This window comes from Prochlorococcus sp. MIT 1300 (assembly GCF_034092375.1).
GTDB lineage: Bacteria > Cyanobacteriota > Cyanobacteriia > PCC-6307 > Cyanobiaceae > MIT-1300.
Genome location: NZ_CP139302.1, coordinates 532721 through 557861, shown reverse-complemented (window position 1 = coordinate 557861; position 25141 = coordinate 532721). Strand labels below are relative to the sequence as shown.

General features: G+C 42.1%; 25 protein-coding genes. 5 read left to right on the top strand and 20 right to left on the bottom strand.

Translation table 11 applies throughout. From position 1 onward, the window contains the following. Window positions 1-1339: 1339 nt before the first annotated feature. Window positions 1340-2191, bottom strand: a complete 852-nt coding sequence (locus SOI83_RS02945; protein WP_320677143.1) for a PfkB family carbohydrate kinase — start codon at window positions 2189-2191, stop codon at window positions 1340-1342. Between the two features lie 328 nt (window positions 2192-2519). Then, window positions 2520-2783, bottom strand: a complete 264-nt coding sequence (locus tag SOI83_RS02940) for a hypothetical protein (RefSeq protein WP_320677142.1) — start codon at window positions 2781-2783, stop codon at window positions 2520-2522. Here SOI83_RS02940 and SOI83_RS02935 point away from each other — a divergent pair. Continuing rightward, window positions 2776-3141, top strand: a complete 366-nt coding sequence (locus SOI83_RS02935) for a DUF2834 domain-containing protein (RefSeq protein WP_320677141.1) — start codon at window positions 2776-2778, stop codon at window positions 3139-3141. The two genes, SOI83_RS02940 and SOI83_RS02935, sit on opposite strands and share 8 nt — an antisense overlap. 28 nt (window positions 3142-3169) lie before the next feature. On the opposite strand, the gene SOI83_RS02930 is transcribed toward SOI83_RS02935, so the two are convergent. Beyond that, window positions 3170-4384: an MFS transporter gene (locus SOI83_RS02930; RefSeq protein ID WP_320677140.1), complete on the bottom strand. Its 1215-nt coding sequence runs from the start codon at window positions 4382-4384 to the stop codon at window positions 3170-3172. 11 nt (window positions 4385-4395) lie between these two features. On the opposite strand from SOI83_RS02930, the gene SOI83_RS02925 reads away from it, so the two are divergent. Next, the gene (locus SOI83_RS02925) at window positions 4396-5994 is read left to right on the top strand and encodes an alpha/beta hydrolase (RefSeq protein ID WP_320677139.1); all 1599 of its coding nucleotides are present in this window, start codon (window positions 4396-4398) and stop codon (window positions 5992-5994) included. Here the strand turns inward: SOI83_RS02925 and SOI83_RS02920 are convergent. The 11 genes from SOI83_RS02920 to SOI83_RS02870 all read right to left on the bottom strand — a co-directional run bounded on the left by SOI83_RS02920 (window position 5985) and on the right by SOI83_RS02870 (window position 15523). Continuing rightward, complete coding sequence (locus tag SOI83_RS02920) at window positions 5985-7004, bottom strand: ABC transporter permease (RefSeq protein WP_320677138.1); 1020 nt, start codon at window positions 7002-7004, stop codon at window positions 5985-5987. The genes SOI83_RS02925 and SOI83_RS02920 overlap by 10 nt on opposite strands. Then, window positions 7004-8539 (bottom strand): ABC transporter substrate-binding protein, encoded by a 1536-nt coding sequence (locus SOI83_RS02915; protein WP_320677137.1) that lies wholly within the window; start codon window positions 8537-8539, stop codon window positions 7004-7006. Before SOI83_RS02915 ends, SOI83_RS02920 begins: the two co-directional genes overlap by 1 nt. A 90-nt stretch (window positions 8540-8629) precedes the next feature. Then, complete coding sequence (locus SOI83_RS02910; RefSeq protein WP_320677136.1) at window positions 8630-8881, bottom strand: hypothetical protein; 252 nt, start codon at window positions 8879-8881, stop codon at window positions 8630-8632. A 98-nt stretch (window positions 8882-8979) separates the two neighbouring features. Continuing rightward, a complete protein-coding gene (locus SOI83_RS02905) occupies window positions 8980-10296 on the bottom strand; it encodes a homoserine dehydrogenase (RefSeq protein ID WP_320677135.1) in 1317 nt (438 codons plus the stop codon). 48 nt (window positions 10297-10344) lie between these two features. Further along, the gene (locus SOI83_RS02900) at window positions 10345-10797 is read right to left on the bottom strand and encodes a SufE family protein (protein WP_320677607.1); all 453 of its coding nucleotides are present in this window, start codon (window positions 10795-10797) and stop codon (window positions 10345-10347) included. A gap of 92 nt (window positions 10798-10889) precedes the next feature. After that, complete coding sequence (locus SOI83_RS02895; protein WP_320677134.1) at window positions 10890-11507, bottom strand: 5-formyltetrahydrofolate cyclo-ligase; 618 nt, start codon at window positions 11505-11507, stop codon at window positions 10890-10892. A gap of 2 nt (window positions 11508-11509) precedes the next feature. Beyond that, window positions 11510-11974, bottom strand: coding sequence for a crossover junction endodeoxyribonuclease RuvC (ruvC, locus tag SOI83_RS02890; protein ID WP_320677133.1), 465 nt, complete (start codon window positions 11972-11974; stop codon window positions 11510-11512). A gap of 7 nt (window positions 11975-11981) precedes the next feature. Next, window positions 11982-13070 (bottom strand): magnesium chelatase ATPase subunit I, encoded by a 1089-nt coding sequence (gene bchI, locus SOI83_RS02885; RefSeq protein WP_320677132.1) that lies wholly within the window; start codon window positions 13068-13070, stop codon window positions 11982-11984. 174 nt (window positions 13071-13244) lie between these two features. Further along, window positions 13245-14351, bottom strand: coding sequence for a serine hydrolase (locus SOI83_RS02880; protein WP_320677131.1), 1107 nt, complete (start codon window positions 14349-14351; stop codon window positions 13245-13247). Window positions 14352-14384: 33 nt separating this feature from the next. Beyond that, on the bottom strand, window positions 14385-15128 hold the full coding sequence (locus tag SOI83_RS02875) for an RNA methyltransferase (RefSeq protein WP_320677130.1): 744 nt from the start codon (window positions 15126-15128) through the stop codon (window positions 14385-14387). 2 nt (window positions 15129-15130) lie between these two features. Continuing rightward, window positions 15131-15523, bottom strand: a complete 393-nt coding sequence (locus tag SOI83_RS02870; protein WP_320677129.1) for a cytochrome c — start codon at window positions 15521-15523, stop codon at window positions 15131-15133. Between the two features lie 60 nt (window positions 15524-15583). Between SOI83_RS02870 and petG the strand changes: the two genes are divergently transcribed. Further along, a complete protein-coding gene (gene petG / locus SOI83_RS02865; RefSeq protein WP_320677122.1) occupies window positions 15584-15700 on the top strand; it encodes a cytochrome b6-f complex subunit V in 117 nt (38 codons plus the stop codon). Here the strand turns inward: petG and rsmD are convergent. The 5 genes from rsmD to SOI83_RS02840 all read right to left on the bottom strand — a co-directional run bounded on the left by rsmD (window position 15681) and on the right by SOI83_RS02840 (window position 19424). Further along, window positions 15681-16277 (bottom strand): 16S rRNA (guanine(966)-N(2))-methyltransferase RsmD, encoded by a 597-nt coding sequence (gene rsmD / locus SOI83_RS02860; RefSeq protein WP_320677118.1) that lies wholly within the window; start codon window positions 16275-16277, stop codon window positions 15681-15683. The genes petG and rsmD overlap by 20 nt on opposite strands. Next, window positions 16274-16912: an imidazole glycerol phosphate synthase subunit HisH gene (hisH, locus tag SOI83_RS02855; protein ID WP_320677116.1), complete on the bottom strand. Its 639-nt coding sequence runs from the start codon at window positions 16910-16912 to the stop codon at window positions 16274-16276. Before hisH ends, rsmD begins: the two co-directional genes overlap by 4 nt. An 89-nt stretch (window positions 16913-17001) precedes the next feature. Continuing rightward, the gene (gene trxA, locus SOI83_RS02850; RefSeq protein ID WP_320677114.1) at window positions 17002-17325 is read right to left on the bottom strand and encodes a thioredoxin; all 324 of its coding nucleotides are present in this window, start codon (window positions 17323-17325) and stop codon (window positions 17002-17004) included. Window positions 17326-17545: 220 nt separating this feature from the next. Next, window positions 17546-18709 (bottom strand): GuaB3 family IMP dehydrogenase-related protein, encoded by a 1164-nt coding sequence (locus SOI83_RS02845; protein ID WP_320677112.1) that lies wholly within the window; start codon window positions 18707-18709, stop codon window positions 17546-17548. A 73-nt stretch (window positions 18710-18782) separates the two neighbouring features. After that, window positions 18783-19424, bottom strand: a complete 642-nt coding sequence (locus SOI83_RS02840) for a CAAD domain-containing protein (RefSeq protein ID WP_320677111.1) — start codon at window positions 19422-19424, stop codon at window positions 18783-18785. Between the two features lie 149 nt (window positions 19425-19573). Between SOI83_RS02840 and gyrA the strand changes: the two genes are divergently transcribed. Together gyrA and crtL are read left to right on the top strand one after the other, a co-directional pair. Beyond that, entirely contained in the window at window positions 19574-22198 is a 2625-nt protein-coding gene (gene gyrA / locus SOI83_RS02835; RefSeq protein WP_320677110.1) for a DNA gyrase subunit A, read from the top strand. After that, window positions 22199-23428, top strand: a complete 1230-nt coding sequence (gene crtL / locus SOI83_RS02830) for a lycopene beta cyclase (RefSeq protein ID WP_414153436.1) — start codon at window positions 22199-22201, stop codon at window positions 23426-23428. A 10-nt stretch (window positions 23429-23438) separates the two neighbouring features. Here crtL and SOI83_RS02825 read toward each other — a convergent pair whose 3' ends face one another. Next, complete coding sequence (locus SOI83_RS02825; protein ID WP_320677108.1) at window positions 23439-25007, bottom strand: glycoside hydrolase family 57 protein; 1569 nt, start codon at window positions 25005-25007, stop codon at window positions 23439-23441. Between the last annotated feature and the right edge of the window lie 134 nt (window positions 25008-25141).

The window sequence follows — 25141 nt, the reverse complement described above, 5'->3', positions numbered from 1 at the left end:
CTCTAAACCGGAGTAGCATTTTAAGCCTTTAAGTCCATGAATTAAGCTGATTTGCCTCAGCACTTAATAGAGTTGGCATAAAGCTTCTGTTTGTAAAGGGTTTGGGTTGTAGGCCTCTTAATATAAATGTGGATCAATTTAAACAGCTTAAGCTTGAAAAGCATGCCCTATAAAGGGTTTACGGACATCTGCCTTCATTCTCCCTGCCGTGAGAGGTATGTGACTGGTTAAAAGTATGCTTGGTTTAGGAGTCTTGGTTTAAAAAGGCTGCTGTAGCAAAGCACTTGAGTTGGAAGTGATTACAACCCTAACTATTAGGGACCCTTTTGTACTTAATGGTCATTATAATTATTTTAGAAATATCTTCTGTATGATAATTGTGAGAACAATTCCTTTAAAGAATACGAGCCACAAAAGTCCATAGTCGCTAAGACCTAATTTTTTCTGATACCAGGAAATTAATTTTTTGTGAGCTTGAATAATTCTCATGGTCATATCACTTTGAAAACTCTTAGATTATAGACTTTTAGGGTTTTCGTGATATTGGTTGAATAAGTAGGCTTTAATGATGAAGGTTTACTGCTAATTTTTTTAGATTAAAGGTACATTCTCGTGTTGGTTGATGAGATTTTGTATATAAGCCCAGACTTGTCCATGTACAAAATTTCGCCATTTAGGCGCGAACTGCCAAACTTATTTAATCTTGCTCGATGAATGTCAGCCTTCTCGCGCAGCTCATGTTCGTTATTCCAGGTTTCCATCTTTATATCATGATCGGGATCTAACATCAAAAAGTTTGAATAGCTCTCTTTTGCCTTAGATCTAAATTGGTTTTCCTTGCGCAATCTATTGATTGAGTTTGGTTTCCTTGTTGAAAAAATCATCCTTTTTATTGCATAGGCAAAGAACAATAATAATGAGAGGCTAGAAATTAGTTTGAAAGCCATGCAAAATATGTTTGTAAGCATCTTTTATGTATAAGCACATTGCTATTAGTCGAAATAAATAGCTTCATGCTTTCTTTTGATTAAATCACATGCTTGTATTTATTTGTTTAATGATGTTGTTGGGGCTGAAAGGGCGTGTAGAAGTCTGTTCCATGATTTAGGCCATTTCCAGCGAACTATTAGTCCTATATAGAATAGGTATGCTATTCCTTCAATAGGATGCTTGATGTTGGTTAAAATAGCGTTGAGAGCTTCCACAGATACGCTTTTAGAGTCAAAAGACCTGATTTGGATTCTATTGGGTGAAATTTTAAGTAGGTTAAGTTTGTTGCAATTCTCATTTGACGTTTTAAGTCCATCCTGCTCTTCGCTTTTAAGTTTGATTTAAGAGTTTATTGATTGGGTCCGTATGGACCCTTGTGCTCAACACAATTAGCTCCACAATGAGCTCCAAGATTGATAGCTGATTCGAGATTCCAGCCAGCAGACAAGCCAGCTGTTACTCCTGCGGCAAAACTGTCTCCGCATCCGTATGTGTCTATAACAGCTCCTTTAATTTTCGCTGCTTTGTATCTACCTCCTGGTATTACTTCTCCACCTTGTTCACCTTCTGTGGCGATCCGTAGTTTTGGAGGTTTGACAAGTACATTATTGGAGATATTTTCATCAGGGTCTAACTTGCTTCCAATTAATACATCTAGTTGAATTTCGGACTTGTTAAGTGTAGGAATCCTTATTCTTGGGGTCCCAGCTAGTAAATTAGCTTCTCTACTATGTTTTAGGCCTAGTGCATCTGTTGCGGTCACAAAAGCGCCTTGGCAAACTTTTAAAATCTCCCATGGCAGATCATCTGCACCATTAGGTTGAAGCCTTTCACCAATAACAGTAATAGCTCTGTCTCCTTGGGAGTCGACCATACTTATTCCTTTTCTTGTAGGGGAATCTTTCCATACGGCATGAACATTTACGCCAAGTTCTGTTAGCCTTTGGTAGCTTCTTTCTCCAATAAGATCTTTTCCTAGAGCTGTAAATAAATCTACTGGTTGTCCAATCAATTTTGCTAGCTTTACTGCTGCTACTGCACCGCCACCAGCGGGCTCCTCAAAACTTTCTATAGCATGGCAAATAATTCCAGGTTTTGGTAGTTGGTTTGGGTATATGAATGAAACCCATTCTACGTGACCAATAACAGCAACCCTCATTGAAGGAAGTTTGGGGAGGTCCTTTTTTTTTATAGAGCGCATTGTTAACTTCCTTTTGATTTAGGTGAAATTTTTTCTACCAACTTGCGTTATTTGAAAACCTTGGGATTGAGGATGATGGCTTTGTCTTGAGAGATTTAGTTTTTACTCATAAAAGAACCGACCCCTTATAGGAGTCGGTTACAAAGAAATTAGAAGGTTAGGAAGCTTCTGAGTTGGAACCTGGGGCCAAGTGTTCAGGTGTTAGGCAACTCTCCTTAAAGGGCACCTAAACGATGCTGAGGAGGTCGACTGGCTTGACGAACCTGCTGAATGTCTCGCCAGACGAAAGCCCACATATGGGTGAAGACTGTTGGAGCAGGGACCTGAATCAGCTGCTTCTAAAAATCCTCAGGTGGCGTGTCGTCCATGGACGCCTCCGTATTCGATGTTGTAAGCATCCTGCTGATTCAGCTTGAATGCAATCAGCCTTTACACCCATTGCCTTAAATGCTGATTTCGCCGATATTTGGAGTGGAGTGCTTATTGGGAGTTGGGTAATAGGTTGTATTTGTCGATCCCAGGGCTGACAAAGTTTTCTTAGTCTCCTAGGCAACCCTTTTGGGCTTTTCAGTAAAAAATTAGCTATGAACATTAATCTTTCCAGGCAGGTTTTATGTTTTATCTATTTAATGCTTGCAATATCAGGAGCCGTGTTGCCAACTCTTGCTAATATTCAATTTATCAGTGAGTATGGTCCTACCTTTGACATAAAATTATTTATTGATCTAGCGAATTCTAATCCAGCGGCTCAGTCACTTTCTAGAGATCTAATTATATCTGCCTCCTCTATCACGATTTGGTTTTTTGTTGAAAGTAGACGTTTGCAGATGAAGAACCTGTGGCTAGTTGTGCTAAGTTCTTTTGTAATAGCCTTTGCATTTGCGGCACCTTTCTTTCTTTTTCTAAGAGAAAGGCGACTGATCGAGATGTCTTCAGAGTCTGAAAAATAGTCGTAATATTCTATTTTAATAGGTTTGTTTAGTCTTTCTTGTTTGTAGTCTCTAGTGGTATAGCTAAGCAGCATGCGATAGCAGTGATTGTCCAGAGTAGGACACCATTGCCCTGAGAATCTAAGAGTCTTCCTCCTGCTATTGGAGCAATTATTGCGCTAATAGCGAAGCACTGAGAGAACAACGCCATTCCTATACCTCTTTTATTAGCAGGGGTTTGCTGAATAATGGATTCTGTTGCTGTAGGTAGGAATGCCGCTAGGCCTAAAGCAATTGGTATTTGTGCTAATAAAACTATTAACCATCCATTGCTACTAAAGCCAGAAAAGCCAATTAATAATGAGCCACAAGCAAGCAATGAAAGACTAAGCTTTAGGCCAAACCCAGTAGTTCGTCTTGAAAGCCATTCACCTAGCGGCCATTGAAAGATTACTAAGAGGAAAAGTTGAATTGCAATAATACCTCCTGTCCATCTATTATCTAATGCCAATCTATCAAGACTACCATTTCTTAGATCTATGGGGAGAGCACTTTGAAGCAAGGAAAAGATAAGAGTTGAAATTAAACTAATGACTAGGATAGGAATTAATGGTTTTATCCACTTTGTGTGATCTTCTCTTGGTTCATAACTCGCCAATGAGTTTTCTCTTAAAGTCATTAATTTGTCAGCTTTTCTTCCTATTAAGGACCGGTTCTTTCTCATTAAAAGTAACAACAAAAACATGCAGAATGTGTCGAAGATATATATTGCTCGAAGTATGTTCAGCCAAGCGAAGGTGGTTCCCATTAGTGCTCCTAGGCTTATGCCAAGAGCATCAGCGCTACGGACTAGTGCGAACCCTTTGTTAGATGGGTATGTTTTACAGCTTATTGGTACCGCCACCTCTATTGCTGGCCAATAAAGTCCAGCAGCTGTTCCCAAGAGCAATTGTCCTAGGAGGTAACTGTTAAAGCTGTATCCCCTTAAAAGAGTTATGTCGGCCAAGATTGCTACGCTTGCTGCCCAAATCACTGGAGAGAGGCAGTCCTCCGTCTTATCAACAAGTTTCCCTGACAGTATTCTTGCAATTGATCCAGTAATAGCTGCAGCAGCAAATCCTGTGCCAATCTCAGTTGCAGAAAAAGCTAATTGCTTAAAGACCAGTGCTGTGAAATAAATCACACCACCTGTTCCTAGAGAGGCCAAGAGTCTTGTACTGGCAATAAACCTCAGACTTGAGGGAAACTGGTTCCACCAACGCATAGGACGAGGAGTTGTTCTTAAAACGATCAATTGGTAAGAGGGTTTTGAATGGACTTTTAGTAAGCCTGGTATTTGGCTTGTCTGGGATATTGCCTATTGCTGGCGCAGAGAGATTAGATGTTGAATTTGAGGAAATGGCTATTCCTATTTCAATTAAAGATCTTGCGGCATGGAGTCGTTCTGCCCCTCAGCGAAGCTCTGAGTTGGAAACATGGTTAAACCTATTGGACTCCGAAAGTAAACAGGGCTTGAGAAATTTGCTTAAAGCTCCCCTCCTTAAGAGACAAAGTATGGGGCGGCAGATGTTGCGAAGTTGGGCGGGAAGGCAGTTATTGGATGAGGTTAGTGATTTGATACGTTTGGATGAAGACACTAGTGGAAACAAGGTATTTCACACACTCGAGTCTTTGTTCGAGAGCCAGCCTCAGGTGTCGACGCTCGACCTTTTGGAGGCTCTACCTGCAGAAAGCATTCGCCTTGACTTAGATGCACTTTTAAATTTAGCAAATAGATGGCGTGTTCAGTTGCAAAGACAGCAGAATCTTGTTTTTTCTGTTCAAAAAATTAAAACCTCTAAGTTAAGTATTAGGTCCCCAAAACTTTCTTTAGAAAAAGTCGATCTTGTTCCTGAACAGCAGTTTCTTGAAGTTGAACATCGTAATCAGCCACTTCCACTAGAGGTATGGCGTCCACAAATAGGTATGCCATTAAAAAATAGTTGGGTTGTATTTATGCCTGGACTGGGGGGAAGTAAGGGCCATTTTCAGTGGTTAGCCCGTAAGCTTGCTATTCAAGGATGGCCTGTTGTTGTTTTTGAGCATCCAGGAAGTGATGGGAAAGCTGTCAAAGGTTTGTTAGAAGGTCGTCGGTTGCCTCCAGGTGCTGAGGTCATTCCAGAAAGGCTTGAAGATCTGAGGTCGGTTTTAGCTGCCAAAGAAGAAGGCAGATTAAAGATTTCTGCCAAACGTTTGGTTCTCATGGGGCATTCCTTAGGGGCGTTGACGGCGTTTTTAGCCTCGGGTGCTGTGCCAGAGCCAGGGTTAGAGAAGAGATGCGAAAAAGCATTAGATGATCTCTCTTTGACAAATCTTTCGCAACTTCTGCAGTGCCAAATGATTGATGTGCCAGTTCAGCCTCAAAAGCCAATAAAAGAACTTCAGGCGATTGTTGCTTTAAATAGTTTTGGAAGTTTGCTTTGGCCAAATGAAGGCGGTGCCTTAGTACCTGTTCCTGTTTTTTTAGCAGGAGGGACACTTGATTTAATAACCCCACCAATTACAGAACAATTAGGACTTTTATTGTCTACAACTTCCAATCATGCTTCTAGTAGATCGTTATTAATAATTGGCGCGAGTCATTTTTCGCCAGTGAGGGTTGAAGGTCAACTAGATGGGGAGAAGGGTAGGGACCTTTTTCAACTAGGTGAGGAGTTGGTGGGAGTTCAACCGTTGCGGGTGCAACAAATTTTGGCTTCAACTATTAGTGATTTTTTAGAAGATGTTGAAAGTAAGCAAGCTTTTCTAAGTTCATTGCGTACTGAGGATGGCGATTTGCGAATCCTTCTATTGGATAGATCTTCTGTCAACCGACTTCTTGAGGCTCAGTATTGAACTCTGGGGTCTATAACGGCTATCACCAAGTCAATTAGTACACTAATCAGTACTACTAAAGAAGCTATAACTACAACGATACCCTGAACAACTGGGTAATCTCTTTGACTGATAGCTTCTTGTAGTTTGAGGGCTATACCTGGCCATGAAAATGTAACTTCAATAAGAAGTGCTCCCCCAATAAGAGAGGCAATAGTTATCCCTGCAATTGTTAATACAGGCAATAAAGCATTTGGAAGTGCATGCTTAGTAATTATTTTCTTCTCACTAATTCCCCTGCTTCGGGCTGCTTCTATATAATCAGCTTTAAGTGCTTTCCCTAGATTCAGTCTTAATGATCTACTGAAGATCCCACTTAATAAAATGCCTAGTGTCAGTGCTGGTAAAAACAAATGGCGCAAAGTTCCCTGTAATGCCAGCCAATCCCCAGCAAGAAAGCTGTCAAGAATTAGAAAGCCACTCCCTTGAGGTGTTATTAGGCTTGGTGGAAATCTTCCTCCAACAGGAAGCCATCCCAAATGGACTGCGAACAACAATTGCATCATCATTGCTGCCCAGAATGGCGGTAAAGCATAGGTACTTATTCCAAAGACTCGGCCTAGGAGATCAATTTTGCTTTCGCGTTTGGCAGCTCCACTAAAACCAACAACTATGCCTATGCAAATTGCTATTAGTAGAGCAATTGTTCCTAGTTCAATAGTGGCTGGAAGTGCTCCGGCAATAATCTCTTTAACTGGTTCTTGGTTTGTTAGTGATTCTCCAAGTTTTCCTTTAAGTAGTCCTCCTATGAAGTTTAGGTATTGCTCCCAAAGTGGTTTGTCTAGTCCAAGTCTTGTTCGAAGAGCAAATCTTGCGGCTTCGTTTGCTCTGTTACCTAATATTGCATCAACTGGATCACCAGGTGCGACTCTTAACATAAGAAAAACTAAGGTTGAAATCAACCAGAGCATCAAGGGGGTGAGCGCTATTCGAGTAGCACAATATTTAAATAAGGCTCGTTCTTTTGCCATTAATCGATAACTTTTAGCTTATGCATTTGTAGGTTCCCTGCACCATCAAATTTAGGTGTATTAAAACCTACTTGCGCCCAGGCTTTAGGCGTTACTAGCCAAACAGGAAGATAAGCTGAGCCTTTCGCCGCGATCTGTTCAATATTATTTAGTGCTTTTATTCGAGCTACTCCAGTGAGTGAATCAGTTCTTCGTATTTCTTGTTCCAACCCTGGATGAGTCCAAAAGCTACCGCTAATAGAAGCCTCACCTTTTTCACATACAAATTCTTTAGCACTATTACAACTTAGTAAGGGTGTTAAATAGGCTTCTGGGTCAGGATAGGCTCCCCTCCAGTCCAAAACAACTGCTTCAAAATTTCCTTCTCCGAGCTGTCTGTAAACTGAGGTTGATTCGATTCCTTCAATAGAAAGATTTATACAATTTGGGAGATCCTTCTCTAGTTGGGATCGCCAAGTTATGGCTAAAAGCTTGTCAGCAGGAATATTTGACCTAAAAGTTAGTTTTAAATCTAGGCTCTTTTTGTTGCAATAACCTGCTTTCGCCAGTAAAAATTTTGCTTTTTCCGGGTCATATGTTGGCCAAGCTTCTGATTTAAACTTCTGTAGGCTTGGAGGTATTAATGACCTTAATGGTTCTCTTAGCCCATAGCTCACACGTTTGCTTATTAGTTGCCTGTTAAGACTATAGGAAAGAGCTTTTCGTATTAGCTGGTTATTAAGTGGCGCTTTATTGCTAAGTAGTGTTATATAGCCTATTTCTAATTGACGACCCTTCCCTTCAACAAGTTTTCCTTGATCAGATAATTTGTGTAAGGCAAGTCGTTGATCTTCATCAATAGAGTTCGAAAGTAGTACATCAACTTCCCCTGTTAATAATGCGCCATAAAGTGCAGTGGAATTGCTAAGGTTAATAAAGTTTATGCCGTTATTGCTAGGAGCATCCCCCCAGTAGTGAGGGAAAGGCTCAATTCGCTTCTGTTGGGAGTTGAAACTTTTAAGTTGATAAGGGCCTGTGCCTATAAAGTTCTTATTTAGAAATTTATCTTTATGCTTTTGATATGCTGCTGGTGAAACTGGAGTAAGATTAGTTGAGGTTAAAAGCCCAATCAGTGACGAAGAGGGCCTGGTTAACCTTAGGCGAATAGTGTGGTTATTTATAATTTCAATCTTGTCAATTTTTCCTGCAACTATATAGTTTAAGGTGCCTATCTCTATAAATCTCCTTAGGCTAAAGGCCATGGCTGCGGAGTTAAACTCTGTTCCATCGTGAAAGACTATATTTTTTCGTAGAGGAATAGTAATTGTTAGACCGTTATCAGTAACTTTGGGTGGCCCTGAGGCTAACCTAGGTTCAAGTTTTCCTTTAGAAGAAAGTCTATAAAGTGGGTCTCCTAAGGCCGATAAAAGTTGTAATGCGTCAAAGGTACTTGCCTGAGCTGGGTCTAAGGATTTTATCTTTCCTGCACTAGCAATCGTTAAAAGGGAGTTTTGTCTGGGTGGTTGACATGAAACAAGACATGTTGTGAATACCAACCAAGTTATTGCTATGGAGCAGTTTCGACTAGCTCGTGTGAAATGTTTAGGTAGGAAAATGGGAATCTTGGGAATTGGTTCAAGTATTACTTATTGATTTTGCTTTGAGTGGTCTGGTAGAGAAATAACTTCTCCAACTGATACTTCAAAGACTGGGGAGCCATTTGGCAAAAGCGGCCATTGTCTTACCCAGCATTTTTTATGTTCGGGGTCGATGCCAATAACTTGAAAAAGCTCTTCTTTGGTCGTCAGTTGGACACAATCACCCTGATTGAGCTCTTGTGGGTGAAGTAAACCTTCTCTAGATAGAAGGTTTGGGCGAGAGCTAAGAGTATTGGGCATGAATTTGTGCCATTAGAAGTCAGCTGAGAAAGATGCTTTTAGGCGTCTCTTACTAATGTGGCTGAAAAAGGACATGATTGCCACAACTTTCTAATGTTTTAGATGCAACCCATGTAAGAGGCAAGCCCCTTAATTTCAGGAAGCTGTTTAATAGCCTTCAGTGACTCCTCTAGTTCTCCTTGCCTTACTTTATGAGTAATTACAACTATCTCTGCGTCTTCATTTGAGCTGTCGAATTGAACAATTGATTGAATTGAGACTCCTCTATCTCCAAAATGAGTACCTATGCGGCCAATAACGCCTGGAGTGTCCTCTGCCTTAAAGCGAACATAATTTCTTTTGCGAATGTCAACTGGGTCAACCAAGTGGCATTCACGCCAGCTATGAGCCGCTAACAGTGGATCCAACTTGGTTTCTAAATTTCCAAGTTGATAGATGCCAGCAATATTTAAGATATCTGCTACTACAGCTGATGCTGTTGGTCCAGAACCAGCACCTGGCCCATAAAACATAACTTCTCCTATTGGTTCTCCTTCTATGAGGATCGCATTGTTAACCCCGTTTACTCCAGCCAGTGGATGGTTGAATGGTACAAGAGTTGGTTGGACCCAAACAGCTAGTGGTAAAGAGTTAGATTCAATCAAGTTGTCATTTAGTCGTTCTGCTATCCCAAGTAACTTGACTCGATATCCAAGTTGAGTGGCATAGTCAACGTCTCGACTTTTAAGATTGCTAATGCCCTGAGTTTGAATTAGTTCGCGATTTATAGCTCCACCAAAAGCTAATCCACTAAGGATTGATATTTTATCAGCTGCATCCATTCCCTCAACATCAGCAGCGGGATCTGCCTCTGCGTATCCTAAATCTTGTGCGACTTTTAATACATTTTCGTAAGCGACTCCTTCTTGTTCCATCCTGGTCAAGATGTAATTAGTAGTTCCGTTAATGATTCCACTTACCTTTGTAATTTTATTCCCTCCAAGCGACTGTTTTAAAGGCTCGATAATTGGGATTCCTCCTCCCACTGCAGCTTCTATCAAGACATAAACACCAGCTGCTTCTGCAGCAGCAGCAATCTCTTGACCATGCCTAGCAATAACGGCTTTATTTGCAGTTACAACTGATTTACCCGCTGCAATAGAACGCATGATTAGTGTTCGTGCAGGCTCAATTCCACCCATCACTTCAACTACTAATTGGACATTTGGATCGTCCACTACTGATTGAGCATCTGCGGTTAGCAATCTTGAAGGGAGTTCAATCTTGCGTGGTCGATTTAGATCTCTTACAGCAACCTTGGCTATATGAACGTTAGAAACCAATGGGTTGCGTCCCTTTGGCTCAAGAAGGATTCTTGCGACTCCAGTACCAACTGTCCCTAGACCTAAGAGACCAATCCCGATTTTCATGACCATTGAAAGTGTCCAATAAACTTGTGTTCTTCTAGGAGCCTATAAATCTCTTTAAGATCCTTCAATTGATAGTCTTTGTGCTTGGGCTTTCATTGTAAGCAAGATGTTCATAAATCCATTAGCTCTTGAAGGGGTGAGACTGCTATTAAGACCTGTGGCAGAAATGAACCCAGGATCTATTGCAATGACTTGTTCGGGAGTTAGGTCATTTAGACCTTGAATTAATAAAGCAAGTAAGCCTTTTGTTATTAGGGCATCTGAATCGCCTTGCCATTTTAAGCGCCCATCCATTAATTCTCCATGTACGTAGACTTTAGATATACACCCTTTGACTTTAACGTCCTCTTTTTGAAGCTCTTTATCCATGGGTGGCAGCTTTTTGGCTAGCCATAGAACATATTCATAACGTTTTTTCTTGTCACTGGTACTTTGTAGACGCTCAACAATCTTGTTGAGAACCTCACTGCCGAAATTTGATTGTGATGATTGAGATGGCACAGTAATAAATTAGGCTTCAGTCTGGGTAGATCGAAGTTGTAGCTAAAAGAAGCATACTGGCTTGTCTGAGGTCCTCTAACACATTCCTGGTTTGCTAGTTAGTCAATGTTAATTGAAAGCAGGCGTTTGAGTTTTTCATTGGATGGAATTTGAGATTTAGTTATACCTAGTTCACTTATCCAGCCGTCAAAAGGTATATCCCAGTTATCTTTTGGTAGAAGGTTGGAAGATACACATATTTGCGGAAGAATTACAAGTGCGGGTATATTTTGCCAAATTGCTTGACTTCTCAACCTGTCAAAAAAGCCACCCCCATAGCCAAGCCTTATTCCTTTTTTGTCAATAGACAAAGCTGGTACAAGCAATAGATCAATGGCTGTAGGTGTTAAAGGAGTTTCATTAACTGGAGCAGGGATTCCAACGTAGTCTTTTTCAAGAGAATTGTTTTCCCAGGGATAATAGATCAGCTTGCCTTCTTCTGTTACTGCTGGAAGGGCAATTGGAATTTCTACCAGGCTTTTTATACTCCGAATGTCTACTTCGCCTTTTAATGGCCAGTAGACGCCAATATGACCATTAATAGATCCACTTGTAACTAAATGCTGTAGAAAATTGAATACTTGCTTCCTAATACTTGGCTCTACAGACTGCAAATGTACATCTCGTAATTTAATAAATTGCTCACGTTTTTTTGTTTTGCTATCCTTTGACGTCATTTTCAAAGTTGAAACCACGCTGTTAAGGCAGTCGCTAGGGCGTCAGAAGCATCGTCTGGTTTTGGGGCCGAGTCTAATTTTAGCTCTCGCATTACTGACTCAAGCACCTCATCTTTATCTGCTCGACCTGAGCCAGTTAAAGCTAGTTTGATTTGCATGGGTGCAAATTCGACTATTGGTATTGAAAACCTTGAAAGGGTCATTAATATTACTCCGCGAGCCTGTACAACGTTGATAGTTGTACTTGAACGGTAAAAGAAGAATTTTTCAACAGCTGATAGTTGTGGCTTCCATGTACGAATGATTTTCCTTAGGTCATTGGCAATTTCTACCATTCTATCGCCTTCTGCTTCACTTTTTTCCGTGACAATTACTCCACAATCAAGAAGGGTAAGTTCTTGCTCAGTTGCTTTTATTAACCCATATCCAACTCTGGCTAGCCCAGGGTCAATTCCTAGTATTATCAATTTCTAATTAATTTTGAACTGCTAACTGGAAATCAGTTAGATCTTCATTTTCGTTTCTTTCAAAAACCTTACAGAAGACTTTTACTACACGATCTCCAGAGTCGACTTGTTCAAGTGGATCTTTTCGTAATCGATGTCTAAGTGAGCAGGAAACTACTCTGGCAACATCCTCTTCTGCAACCTCTTTGCGACCTTCAAAGGCAGCAAGCGCTCTAGCTGCTCGATTGGTAACAATGTCTCCTCTGAGACCATCTACATCTAATTCACCACATACTGCTGAAATCTTTAAACGCAAATCATCATCAATTATTACTTCCTTTAAGAGGTTTTGTGCTTCTACGACCTTTTTCTGCAAAGCATCTTGTTTCGCTTCGGCTGAGGTGGAAAAGCTTTCTGGGTCATTATCAAAGGCTGTTCTTTGATCAACTACCTGTACACGCAGATCAGCTTCCCTAACGGTACGAACTTCAACGCTCATTCCAAATCGATCAAGAAGTTGAGGCCTTAGCTCTCCTTCCTCAGGGTTTCCAGATCCTATGAGGACAAATCTTGCAGGATGTCTTACTGATATACCTTCTCTCTCAACTGTGTTCCAGCCAGAGGCTGCTGAATCAAGTAATACGTCAACCAAGTGATCATCTAAAAGGTTGACCTCATCTACGTAAAGCAACCCTCTATTTGCTTTAGCAAGGAGACCTGGTTCGAAGGCTCTTACTCCCTCGCTCAGTGCTTTCTCTATATCGATAGTTCCACAAAGCCGATCTTCTGTAGCTCCAAGAGGCAGGTCGATCATTGGGACTTGTTTTTGCTCTGTAGTAAGTCCTTCCCCTTGTTCAAAACTTTGTCTGACTTCACTGCTTTGAAGGTCTGGATCGTTTGGCGAACTGTTGTAGGGATCTCCTGCAATGACATCTATTGCAGGCAGTAGGTCAGCTAAGGCCCTGATAGTGGTGGACTTACCAGTCCCTCGATCACCCATGATCATTACACCCCCAATCCTTGGGTCTATGACGTTGAGCAATAGTGCCAACTTCATTTCTTCTTGCCCGATTACGGCTGTAAAGGGGAAGACCCTCCGCTTCCTGTTTGAACTCACGAGACCATTTCTATTGTTCTGGATTGTTTCATAGCAAGGTCATGATGCAGCGCATTAATGCCGTTTTGTGTCTAAGAGCCGATTCTCTCTCACTATGTTCCGTGGAGGATTTTTGCTGATGTAATAGGGGGTTTTGACGATACTGCTTTAGATTGTCTTTTGAGATTTGCTGCTTTAATTATTTGAAAATTGGTTCTCTGGGTTGAGTGCAGGGGCCATCGCTGCTGCCATTTGCCTAATTAGCCTTGTAGAGCGTGGATCATTAAATGGACCTTTGACGATAAAGCCTGCAACAGCTCGTGTGTTATCTGGCATTTCTATTAAGCCTGCATCCGCATATGAAATGCCGATGTCACCAGTTTTGTTTAGAACCCTATATCCCTTGATTTGAAGGGTGTAATCAGGGTTGTCTGTTTTTGCGTTTAATCCTTTTAGCAATCCACCTGGTAAAAGGCGATTAGTTCTTGATGTACTCATAACTTCTCTAAATAAATCTCTAGTGCGAGGCGTTAGTAAACTTCCTGTTTCTACTAATGCTATCGCGCGAGTTAAATCTTTCGTGCTGGTAGTGTTTGTACCCTTTAAGTCGGGCAACCAATTATTTAATTGTGTTGAAGTTAATCCTAAAGCTTTGAAACGTCTATTAAGAATTTCTTTCCCGCCAATCCTTTTGATTAGTAAATTTGTTGCTGTGTTATCACTTATACGGATCATTTCAGTCGCAATTCTGTGTATTGGGAAACTTGTACCTATTGGATTTAAGGCCATCCAACCTGCTTCACCGGCTAATACTTCCTCTGTAAGCTTGAGCTCTTCATTCCATTGTATTTGTTTAGAATCAACCATCTCGAGTGTTGCTATCAGTATTGGTATTTTTATTGAACTAGCAGCAGGAAGAACTTGGTCAGGTGTTAATTCAGCATATTTGCCATTGTCTAGTATTAATAGGTACCCACTCGCTATTAAGTCTTGCGTCTTGTTAGCAAGTGAAGCCCACTTATTGCTAAGGGAAGCAATTTCGTCCTTTGCTATAAATCTCCCAAGATTTTTTTTACTAACAGTCCTATTGAAGGTTCCAAGATGTTTGGCCCTTTTGGTGATTTCTATAAAAGAAAAGATATTTCTTTTAGGTGATTGGCCTTTTAGCTCCTCAGGCGCAAGTACTTTCATTGTCGTGCCTGCTATTACGCCTAAGCCAACTCCAACGATGCTTAGACGTAGAAGATGCCCGAAGGCACTGAGAAAACTAGATGAGTTTCTTGAAGAGCGACTACTAGACAAGGAAGCTTGGATGTCAAGTGGACTTTCCTGAGATTAAGAGCGATTTGACTTCATAGCCCAGCGAACTTGTCTCAAAATCCCCCTCAAAAGCGCAATTTCATTTGATCGTGCATCTGCTCTATGAAGTAAAGCTCGAATCTTGGCCATGCGAGATGTGGAAGTATGGCGAAAAATAAACCCAATCTCTAGCAAAAGGTTTTCGGTATCTTTTAGGAAATCTTCCATTTGTTTTGATAAAGCTGGCTCTTGTTCAGATTTGATTTGATTCTTTGGTGAGCCTCTTTTTTCGTGACTATGAAGTTGATAGAGAACTACAGCAACGGCATGAGAAAGGTTTAATGACGGACAATCAGGCTCTGTATGAATAGAAATAACTCTCTGTGCCATAAGAAGCTCTTTATTTGAAAGACCTCTGTCCTCTCTCCCAAAAACAAGGGCAGTAGGAACTATCTCTGAACCATCGCTTAACCATTGAATAACTGACTCTGGAGTATCAAGTGGAATATCCCCATGATCAAGACGGCCACAGGTGGCGACAACATGACGACAATCAGCGACTGCTTCTGAAAGAGAGGAAAATATTGGGGCGTTTTTCAGTAGCGCTAAGCCTCTTAAAGCCATCTTCTGGGCTTGCGGATCCAAAGGATCACATTTGGGTGTCACTAGCCTCAGTTCGGTTATTCCGAAGTTTGCGCAAAGCCTTGCAACACTTCCTACATTTATTGGCCCTGCTGGCTCAACTAGAACAACTTTTGTATTTGTCGAATTCGGGTTCAAATTTAGCTTAATGAATGCATGTATTCGAGTAGATCTGCCATTGATTGCGGGTCAAGTTTGTATTTTGGCATCGGTGGTGTCTTCCCACTTATAACTTGATGAATTAACTCGGCATCGTTCCTTTTGGAACTGACACCTTGCAGATTTGGGCCAACTAGTCCTTGTGCGCTGATTCCATGGCAACCAACACAGTTCATACGAAATAGTTGACTTCCTTTTTCTGTATCTCCCTGAAGATTAAGAGTGTCTCTGATGTATGGATCTTTTTGATTAATCTTAAATACCCAAAACCCTGTTATCACAATGGCTATAGCGAGTACCCAGATCAGGAGGGCTTTTGGTGGGAGCTTGGTTTTGTCCGCTTCGTCTGCAGAGCTTGATGTCGGTACTGTCACGGATTTTTCGTGCTCATGAAACAATTGTGCTAAATCAGTTCTGTTAGCGCGAGTCCATCAATGATCGAACCTCTTCTTTGTGGAATTGTTTTGGGGCTCATCCCTGTAACTCTTCTTGGGCTTTTCGTTGATGCTTGGAATCAGTATCGCCGTACTACTACTCTCGGTGAGGGGTGAGAGCTGTCAAGGCTGTCTGCCCATAAACTCGACGAAATTTTGTTTTCCACTGTTTTGGTGGGTTAAAGGCTTGATTTGCTGCATGTTCACAAATCACTAAGGTATCTTCGCTTAAGAAGTTGCAGCTATGCAGTGCCTTTAGTACAGGTAAATATAAATTTGATTCATATGGGGGATCAAAGTAAACAACATCGAATTCAATATTTACTCGATTAGTCGGAAATTGTTTGATATTTTCTCCAGAGTTTGATTTCAGCCATTTGAGCACATCAGATCTAATTACCTTGATATAGTTTTGATGAGACAGGCCTGAACGGGTTTTTGCAAGATTTTCTTTACATATTTGTGCTGACTTATAGTCACTTTCAATAGCAATTACTTCCTTAGCACCTCTTTCCAAGGCTTCGCAGCCAATTACACCACTACCACTACAGAGATCTAACCATTTGCTGTTAGCCAACCTTTCTCTTAGAAGATTCATCACTGCCTCTCTTACTCGAGCAACAGTTGGCCTTGTCCCTATCCCATGAGGACTCTTCAACTTTCTGCCACTTAGTAGCCTTAATTGCCCAGTCAATTTGGAGGCTTTGCACCGTTCTCTAACCACTGGAGCCACTTGTGCAACATGCGTTGACCAGCTTTGGCAGATTTCTCAGGGTGAAATTGACAAGCGCCTATTCTGCTTTTCCAGACAATTGAAGTAACTTCTTTTTTGCCAAATTTTGCTGTAGCAGCAAGAACCTCCTTTTGGCTTGGTATAGCTGAATAGGAGTGAACAAAGTACATCCAGCAGTTTTGTTCGTGTTTATCTAATAGAGGAGATTTATTGACTTGATTTAGAGGACTCCAACCCATATGAGGGATCCTCTCTCCCAGTTCATTTGGAAGTTTTTGAACGTGTCCTTTTAGTATGCCTAGTCCTGGAGAAACCCCTTCATCACTTGATTCAAAGAGCAGTTGAAGACCAAGACATATGCCCAGAAGAGGTTTGTCTTCTTTAGCCCATGACCTGATGCTTGGAATTAGACCTGTTTGATTTAAATGATGAACTGCTGGGTCAAATGATCCAACACCAGGCAAGACAAGAGCATCGCAAAATTTAAGATCAGCTTGGCTGTTAACCAATTTGAGTTCTCTTTTCAATCTCTTGAAGGCAAGCCTTACCGAATGCAGGTTGCCCATCCCGTAATCGATTAGACCAATCTGAGTCATCCCAAAGGATAGTTAGTGGGTTTAGGGGAATTGCCACTAAAACCCCCTGGGAAAGCCCGTGGCCCCCTTGAGGAGCTTTAGAGGAGGGTCTAGAGGTATTTGGAGATGGTTCCAGAAAGAGTTGCTTTTGGAACAGCTCCAACAACGGTATCGACTTTTTGGCCTCCTTTGAAGACCATGAGAGTGGGAATACTTCTGATGCCGTATTGACTGGCAACGTTGGGATTTTCGTCAGTATTGAGTTTGAAGACTTTGATTTTGCCTTCAAATTCCTTGGAAATCTCCTCCACGATTGGAGCCACCATGCGGCATGGGCCACACCAGGGGGCCCAGAAGTCCACAAGCACTGGCAAATCGCTTTGAAGGACTTCTTGTTCAAACGAAGAATCAGTAACGGCAATAGCGCCTGACATACTTAAATGAAGTCCATCTCGAGCAAATTTAGCAACCGATTTTGTTTAATTCAGGGTTTAGTGCTTTTAGCTGTAGGAACTGTGACGGTCTCGTAAGGGAAAATACAAAAAGCCCGAGCTCGTCGGGCAGGTGGTGTGAGGAGTGTGTGGGCCGAAGCCCTCACAATTCCGATACTAACTCTGGGATACAAACTATCTAGGAAAATCTAGAGAACACCAATTACTTCCCCATCCCCAACTGCTGAGCCTTTTGATAAACCTTGCCTTCTGTTAAAAGTGCGGGGGCTACAACTACTTCAACTTGTTGCATTTCTTTGATTGTTCTGGCGCCCAATGTACCCATCGAGGTCTTGAGCGCTCCCAGGAGATTATGAGTCCCATCGTCAAGAATGGCTGGGCCTCTAATTATTCTTTCAAGGCTTCCTGTTGTTCCAACATTAATTCTGGTACCTCTTGGTAGGACTGGGCTTGGAGTTGCCATGCCCCAATGAAAGCCTCTACCTGGAGCTTCTTTAGCTCTAGCAATTGGGGAGCCAATCATGACGGCATCGGCACCGCATGCAATGCACTTGCAGATGTCACCTCCGGTGACAATGCCACCATCAGCAATGATTGGTACGTATCGCCCAGTTTCACTCTCATAGTCGTTTCTTGCAGCAGCGCAGTCTGCCACTGCAGTGGCTTGTGGTATCCCTACTCCTAGTACTCCCCTTGAAGTGCATGCTGCACCTGGCCCTATTCCAACCATTACTCCGGAAGCTCCAGCACGCATTAACTGAAGTGCTACGTCATAAGTGACACAATTTCCCATTACAACTGGAATTCCAAGAGTTTTGCAAAGGCTCTCAAGGTTGAGACTCTCTCGGCCTTCAGGACCAATGTGTTCAGTGGATACAACTGTGCCTTGTACAAAAAACAAATCTGCGCCAGCTTCTGCGATTGTTTTCCCAAAACGGATTGCTGCGAGAGGAGTACCGCTTACAGCTGCAATCCCTTTTTTTGTTTTGATTTCTCCGATCCTTTGGCGTATTAGATCTTCGGTTATTGGTTGGCTGTATAGCTTTTGCATTAATGGGACAAAATCTTCTTTACCAACTGAGGAGATTTGATCAAGAACAGGAGAGGTGTCCTCATAACGGGTTTGGATTCCCTCAATGTTTAAAACACCCAATGCGCCAAGCTCGCTAAGTGAGGCAGCCATCTGAACGTCAACAACCCCATCCATTGCGCTAGCAATGATTGGGATCTCTCGGTTTATACCACCAAGATTCCAGCTTGTGTCGGTAATTTCGGGATCCACCGTGCGACCGCCAGGAACAAGGGCGATTTCATCGATGCCATAGGCCCGGCGAACGGTTTTGGAGCGTCCGAGCTGAATGTTCACAGCTTATGAATACAGTTTTGCCAAATTACCAACCTGGGTGGCCGAAGTGGGAGTTTGAAAATACTGATAATCTCTAATCTTTGCTCTCAGTCTGGCCAAGAAAGCTTTCCCAGCGGGAAAGAATTGCTTCTACTAACTCTTTTCTGTCTTGATTACGGGCCAGTCTTGTTGTAGAGAAATAGATTAACCAAATTATTCCAGTTAATTCAAAAAGCCTTGGGGCTAGAGGGAACTTGGCTATTACGTTAAGAATATTGCCATAAATTAGAAGCAAAAGAATAAGGATTGTTATTCCAATTGAAATTAGTAGTGGCTTAACTAAATTCCTTAAGAGGGCTTGGAAATCTTTTTTTTGCAACCAATTTTTAATATTTCCTGAAAGTAAGTCCCATTCACCCCCTTCTTCCTCTTTAGAACTTGCTTCTTTAATGATGCTGAAGCTTTTTAAGGGGCCCGAAGAGGATTTCGGTTTTGTCTGAGATTCCTGACTATTAATGTTAGGAATCTCAGACTTATCGTTTGGATCAATCGACATTGGCTTTGGTGCAGTAAATGAATCGGTTGAATCACTATCTAGAGGAACAGATTGATTTTGGTTGGGAACCGCCTTTCTTTGCGAGCTTATTGCTGGAGAATCAGCGCTAGCTCTAGAGGATTCTGCTGATTTTGATGTTCTGGATTTCTCCTCGTTTTTTGATTCCTCAGCAGAGCTCATTGCTCATTCCTTAGTGTTTGTAGGACTTTAAGAGCAGATTGCTTTTGAAACCATATGCATGTATCAAGAGCTCATAGTGCAAATCATTGATGATTTTGCTCAACTCTCCAGTTGCCGAGATAATCTAAAGAATCAAATCCAGCTCTTATATGGCTGATCCATTGGGGCCCGAAAGTGGCGCTCCCGGCGAGTCCGACGATCGGATCATCCAGACTGACCTGAGGAATGAGATGTCGCGCTCCTATTTGGAGTACGCGATGAGCGTCATAGTTGGGCGTGCTTTGCCCGATGCTCGTGATGGCTTGAAGCCAGTTCATAGACGCATTCTTTATGCAATGTATGAACTAGGTCTTACTAGTGATAGGCCCTATAGAAAGTGTGCTCGTGTTGTTGGCGAGGTGCTTGGCAAATACCACCCTCACGGAGATACAGCGGTCTATGACGCCTTGGTGAGGATGGCTCAGGACTTCTCAATGCAGATGCCTTTAATTGATGGGCATGGAAATTTCGGGTCGGTTGATAATGATCCTCCTGCTGCAATGCGTTATACCGAATCTAGGTTGCAAGCATTAACTACTGACAGCCTCCTTGAGGACATTGAGGCAGAAACTGTAGATTTTGCGGATAATTTTGACGGTTCGCAGCAAGAACCCACAGTATTACCAGCGCGGATCCCTCAGTTACTCCTTAATGGGTCTTCAGGTATTGCGGTTGGAATGGCAACTAATATTCCACCGCATAACCTTGGTGAATTAATTGATGGGCTTTTAGCGTTAATTGCTAACCCTGATATAAGTGATCAGGAGTTGATGGAGATTATTCCAGGGCCAGATTTTCCCACAGGTGGCCAAATACTAGGTAGAAGTGGAATTAGAGAGACATATTTAGGAGGAAGAGGTTCAATAACAATGCGTGGTGTAGCAAATATCGAGACAATTGAGGCCTCTGGTCGTCCCGATAGAGATGCTGTAATTGTTACTCAGTTGCCATATCAAACAAATAAAGCCGCTCTGATAGAACGCATTGCTGAAATGGTAAATGATAAAAAACTTGAAGGTATATCAGATATACGGGATGAAAGTGACCGAGATGGAATGCGCATTGTTGTGGAGTTACGCCGTGATGCGTATCCACAGGTTGTATTAAATAATTTGTTTAAACTCACCCCTCTTCAGAGTAACTTCAGTGCAAATTTACTTGCACTAGTTAATAGTGAACCAGTGCTGCTAAATCTTAGCAAAATGTTGAAGGTGTTTCTCGAATTTCGAGTTGAGACAATTGAGAGGCGCACTCGTTATATGTTAAGGAAGGCAGAAGAGCGTGATCATATACTTTTGGGACTTTTATTGGCCTTAAACCAATTAGACCCAATTATTGCTTTGATTCGTGCTGCTTCTGATACAGCGACAGCAAAGAAGCAGCTTCAAGCAGATCATGGACTAACAGAAGTTCAATCTGAAGCCATTTTGCAAATGCAATTACGCCGCCTAACTGCTTTGGAGGCAGACAAGATAAGACTTGAACATGAGGATCTTGTTGAAAAGATTGCTGACTATAAGGATATCCTTGATCGAAAGGAAAGAGTTTTTACAATTATAACTGAGGAGCTTTCAAAGCTAAGGGAACGTTATTACTTTCCTAGAAGAACTGAGATCCTTGATTTAGGAGGAGGGCTAGAAGATATTGATTTGATAGCAAATGAGAGATCTGTTGTGTTGCTAACACAAACAGGTTATTTAAAGAGAATGCCTGTCAATGAGTTTGAAGCAACTAGTCGAGGTACACGTGGTAAGGCTGGCACTAGAACTCAAGGAGAGGAAGCAGTAAAATTATTTATTAGCTGCAATGATCACGATACCTTAGTTTTGTTTAGTGATAGAGGAGTTTCATATGCTCTTCCTGCCTATAGAGTCCCTCAGTGCAGCCGCTCTGCTAAGGGGACACCCGTAGTACAACTTCTTCCAATTCCAAGAGAAGAGGCTATTACATCTTTGCTTTCAGTAGTTTCTTTTGAAGAAGATGCACATCTTTTAATGTTAACTCAAGCTGGCTTTATAAAGCGAACTCGTTTATCAGCCTTTGGCAAAATCAGAGCCAATGGTTTAATTGCAATTTGTCTTGAAGAAGGAGATTCACTTAAGTGGGTACGTCTTGCTGTTTCTGGTGACAGTGTCCTCATTGGGTCAAGGAAAGGCATGACAATTCATTTTCGATTAAATGATAATGAGTTAAGACCATTAGGCAGAACAGCTCGTGGCGTTCGTGCAATGAATTTGAGGTCAGAAGATTCTTTGGTGAGTATGGATGTTTTGCCAGCAGAGTTGGCTGATCAGGTTGATCAAAGTGTTGAGGCCGAGCTGGAAAATGAAACAGATTCCGTTGGTGAGGGGCCTTGGGTCCTAGTTGCTTCTGCGACGGGTCTTGGTAAAAGGGTCCCCGTGACTCAATTTCGTTTGCAGAAAAGAGCAGGTATGGGTTTACGTGCAATAAAATTTAGACGCGAGGGAGATGAGCTGGTTGGTTTAAGAGTGCTTGGTCAGGGAGAAGAACTTCTTTTGGTAAGTGAAAAAGGAGTAATTGTTCGCACGAGCGCTGACAAAATTCCGCAACAGTCAAGGGCTGCCACAGGTGTTCGCCTTCAGCGGTTAGATTCCGGCGACAGTCTTTCCGAGGTTGTTTTGGTTCCTCCAGAGCCTGAGAACCAACAAAACGACTTAGATGGCACTTCCCCCGAAGATAAAGATGGTAATGCTCAAGTTCCTCCTACCCCATAGCTGACTTTGACCAAATGCGCTGACGTGTTGGTTATGGGAGCCGGTCCAGCGGCTTTGTGCATTGTCGCTGAGTTGGTTGAACAGGGCTTGCAAGTAACAGCTCTTGCCTCTCATTTGCCTGATAAGGAATGGCCAAATACCTATGGGATATGGGCAGAGGAACTTGAGACGCTCGGAATTGCGTCTCTTTTAGGACATCGCTGGGACAAGACTGTTAGTTATTTTGGCGATGGCATTGGCGCTGAGGGATCAGTACCGACTGAACATCAATTTGACTATGGACTTTTTGATCAGGCTGCTTTTCAGAAGGAACTACTGAGGCGATGTGGTGATTTGAAGTGGAGTGTTGAAACAGCACTCAAAATTAGTGTTCTTGGATCACAAACAGAGGTTCTATGTTGTTCGGGGAATACGTATAGGGCTCGATTAGTAATAGATGCAAGTGGTCACAGGAGCCGCTTTGTTCGGCGCCCTGATCATGGTCCTGTAGCTGAACAGGCAGCCTATGGAGTTGTTGGTCGATTTAGTTCTCCACCAGTTGAATCAAGCCAATTTGTTCTTATGGATTTTCGCCCTGATCATTTGACTTTAAAGGAAAGAGAGGAACCTCCTTCTTTCCTTTATGCAATGGATTTTGGTGAAGGGGTTTTCTTTGTAGAGGAGACTTCACTCGCTTGTTCACCACCACTTTCTTCCAAGATTCTTAGAGAAAGACTTCATAAACGCCTTGAGCACCGTGGAGTAGAAATAAAAGAGATACTTCATGAAGAGAATTGTTTATTTCCAATGAACCTTCCTCTTCCAGATAGATCTCAGTCTGTTTTGGCTTTTGGTGGTGCAGCAAGCATGGTGCATCCAGCATCTGGGTATATGGTTGGTGCTTTGTTGCGCAGAGCTCCAACATTGGCCAAACAGTTGGCGTTGGAGTTGGCTGCAGATCCTCCTCTTGACTCGCAGGCATTGGCTCAGAAGGGATGGAATGTCTTGTGGACTTCTGAATTAATACAACGCCATCGTCTTTATCAATTTGGGCTTAGGAGATTAATGAGTTTTGATGAGGCAAGACTTCGTAGCTTCTTTGCAACTTTCTTTTGCTTGCCTAGAGAAGATTGGTCTGGTTTCCTCGCAAATACTCTCCCCCTTTCTCGTTTAATAGCAGTAATGCTTAGGTTGTTTTGGATGTCTCCATGGCAAGTAAGGGTAGGAATGTTATTTGGTGTTTCTGATTAATTGAATCCTCCTAGACCTTAAGAGGAGACCAATCTTTAATTTGTATCATTGGAAATATATTATCTTCTTTTTCTAGTTGCCCTAAATATTCTTCTGAGAATGTTTTATGCCCCTCTATAATTTCAATTAACCTCCAGAACCTTTCAAGATGACGATGAATACGTTCTTTTGCGAGTGATGTGGTAGTACCTGCTCTTAAAATAAAACTCCAGTCGGAGGATTGAGCTAGTAAAAGTTCTCTTGCAGCTTGCTTAAATAGACGTGATTTAGATTTTTCGTGACCTAGATTTTCTATATTTCTTTGCATTGCTAGCCCAGCTTTGCTCCATTCAGTTACAACCCAAGCATTGCTTTCGTTTAGCCAATAATCATGATAGCCACCCTGCCCCCAACTTGAAGGAGAGGGATCACAAACTTGGAGGTTTGGTGTATTACTAAGTAAGTCTCTGAGTCTTGTAAAAGTTACTTGGTGCTCCTCTGACTGTGAAAATAATTCAGATAAAAAAGCTGGCCCTTCATACCACCAATGCCCAAAGAGTTCAGCGTCAAATGGGGCTACTACAGATGGGATAATGCCTGTTGTACTGGCTAAGCTTTCAAGTTGAAGTTTCCTCCCCTTTAGATAATGTTTTGCATGCTTTCTGACAAGTTTATTGGCCAACTCTGGTTCGTAGGGCTTTTTATTTTGTAGAGCTGTCCTTGGATCAGTTACACGATGAAGTTTTAGTCCAAGGGGCCTAGGTTCATTAAGACCTAAGCCTTCTAAATCTTTTATAGGAAGGTCCCATCCGAGGTCTCGATGGAATTCTCTATAGTATGGATTACCTGGATAGCCATCCTTAGCTGACCAAACTGGAAGTGTTGAGTCGCTATCTCTACCAAAGAAAGCAACTCTATTTTTGGTGCAAATTGGTGCATAGATTCCGTATTTAGGTCGAGGGTTCCCATGGAGGATTCCATGGGCATCAAGAACTGCATATTTAAGTCCAGCTTCAAGGATTAATACGTCAAGGCCTTCGTAATAGGCACACTCAGGAAGCCATATCCCTATTGGGGGCACCCCAATTAGACGTTCATGTTCTCGAACAGCGGTGTTTAATTGGCCTCGAATAGCTTCAGGGTTCTCTCTTAAGAGGGGGAGATATCCATGGGTGGCTGCACATGTAAGAAGGTCTAATACTCCTAAATTTTGCAGGTTTGCAAAGCGATGGATTAGGTCGTCTTGGCCTTTTTGCCAATGATCTAATTGGAGTTCTATTCTCTTAGTTAAGTGTTCGGCGGCATTTTTGTGTTCATTGGGTGCACTTTTTAGTAATTCGAGGCGAATAGAAAGCCATTTTGGGAAACGTCTCTTTAGATCTTTGTCATTGAGAAGCGATAGGAGCGTAGGGGAGAGCCCGATTGTGACTTTAGGGTTTTGTTTTGGGTCACGTTCAGCTGCTTCCAGTATTTCTAATAGGGGGAGATAGCACTCCATAAGAGCCTGGTAGAACCAGTCCTCTTCTAAAGAACTATGTTCTGCTGACCGCACATAGGGAAGGTGGGCATGCAGTACAAGGGCGAGTTCGCCTTTGGTCAACTTATAAGTGCCGGTTGATCAAATTTATACCCCCTTTCGTTATATCAAACTCTTCATTCCCGTTTCTTGTTCAGGTGTATCCAATTGTCAAAGCCCTTCGAGGTGTTTTGGATTGGGGTGCCCTAGCAAAGATC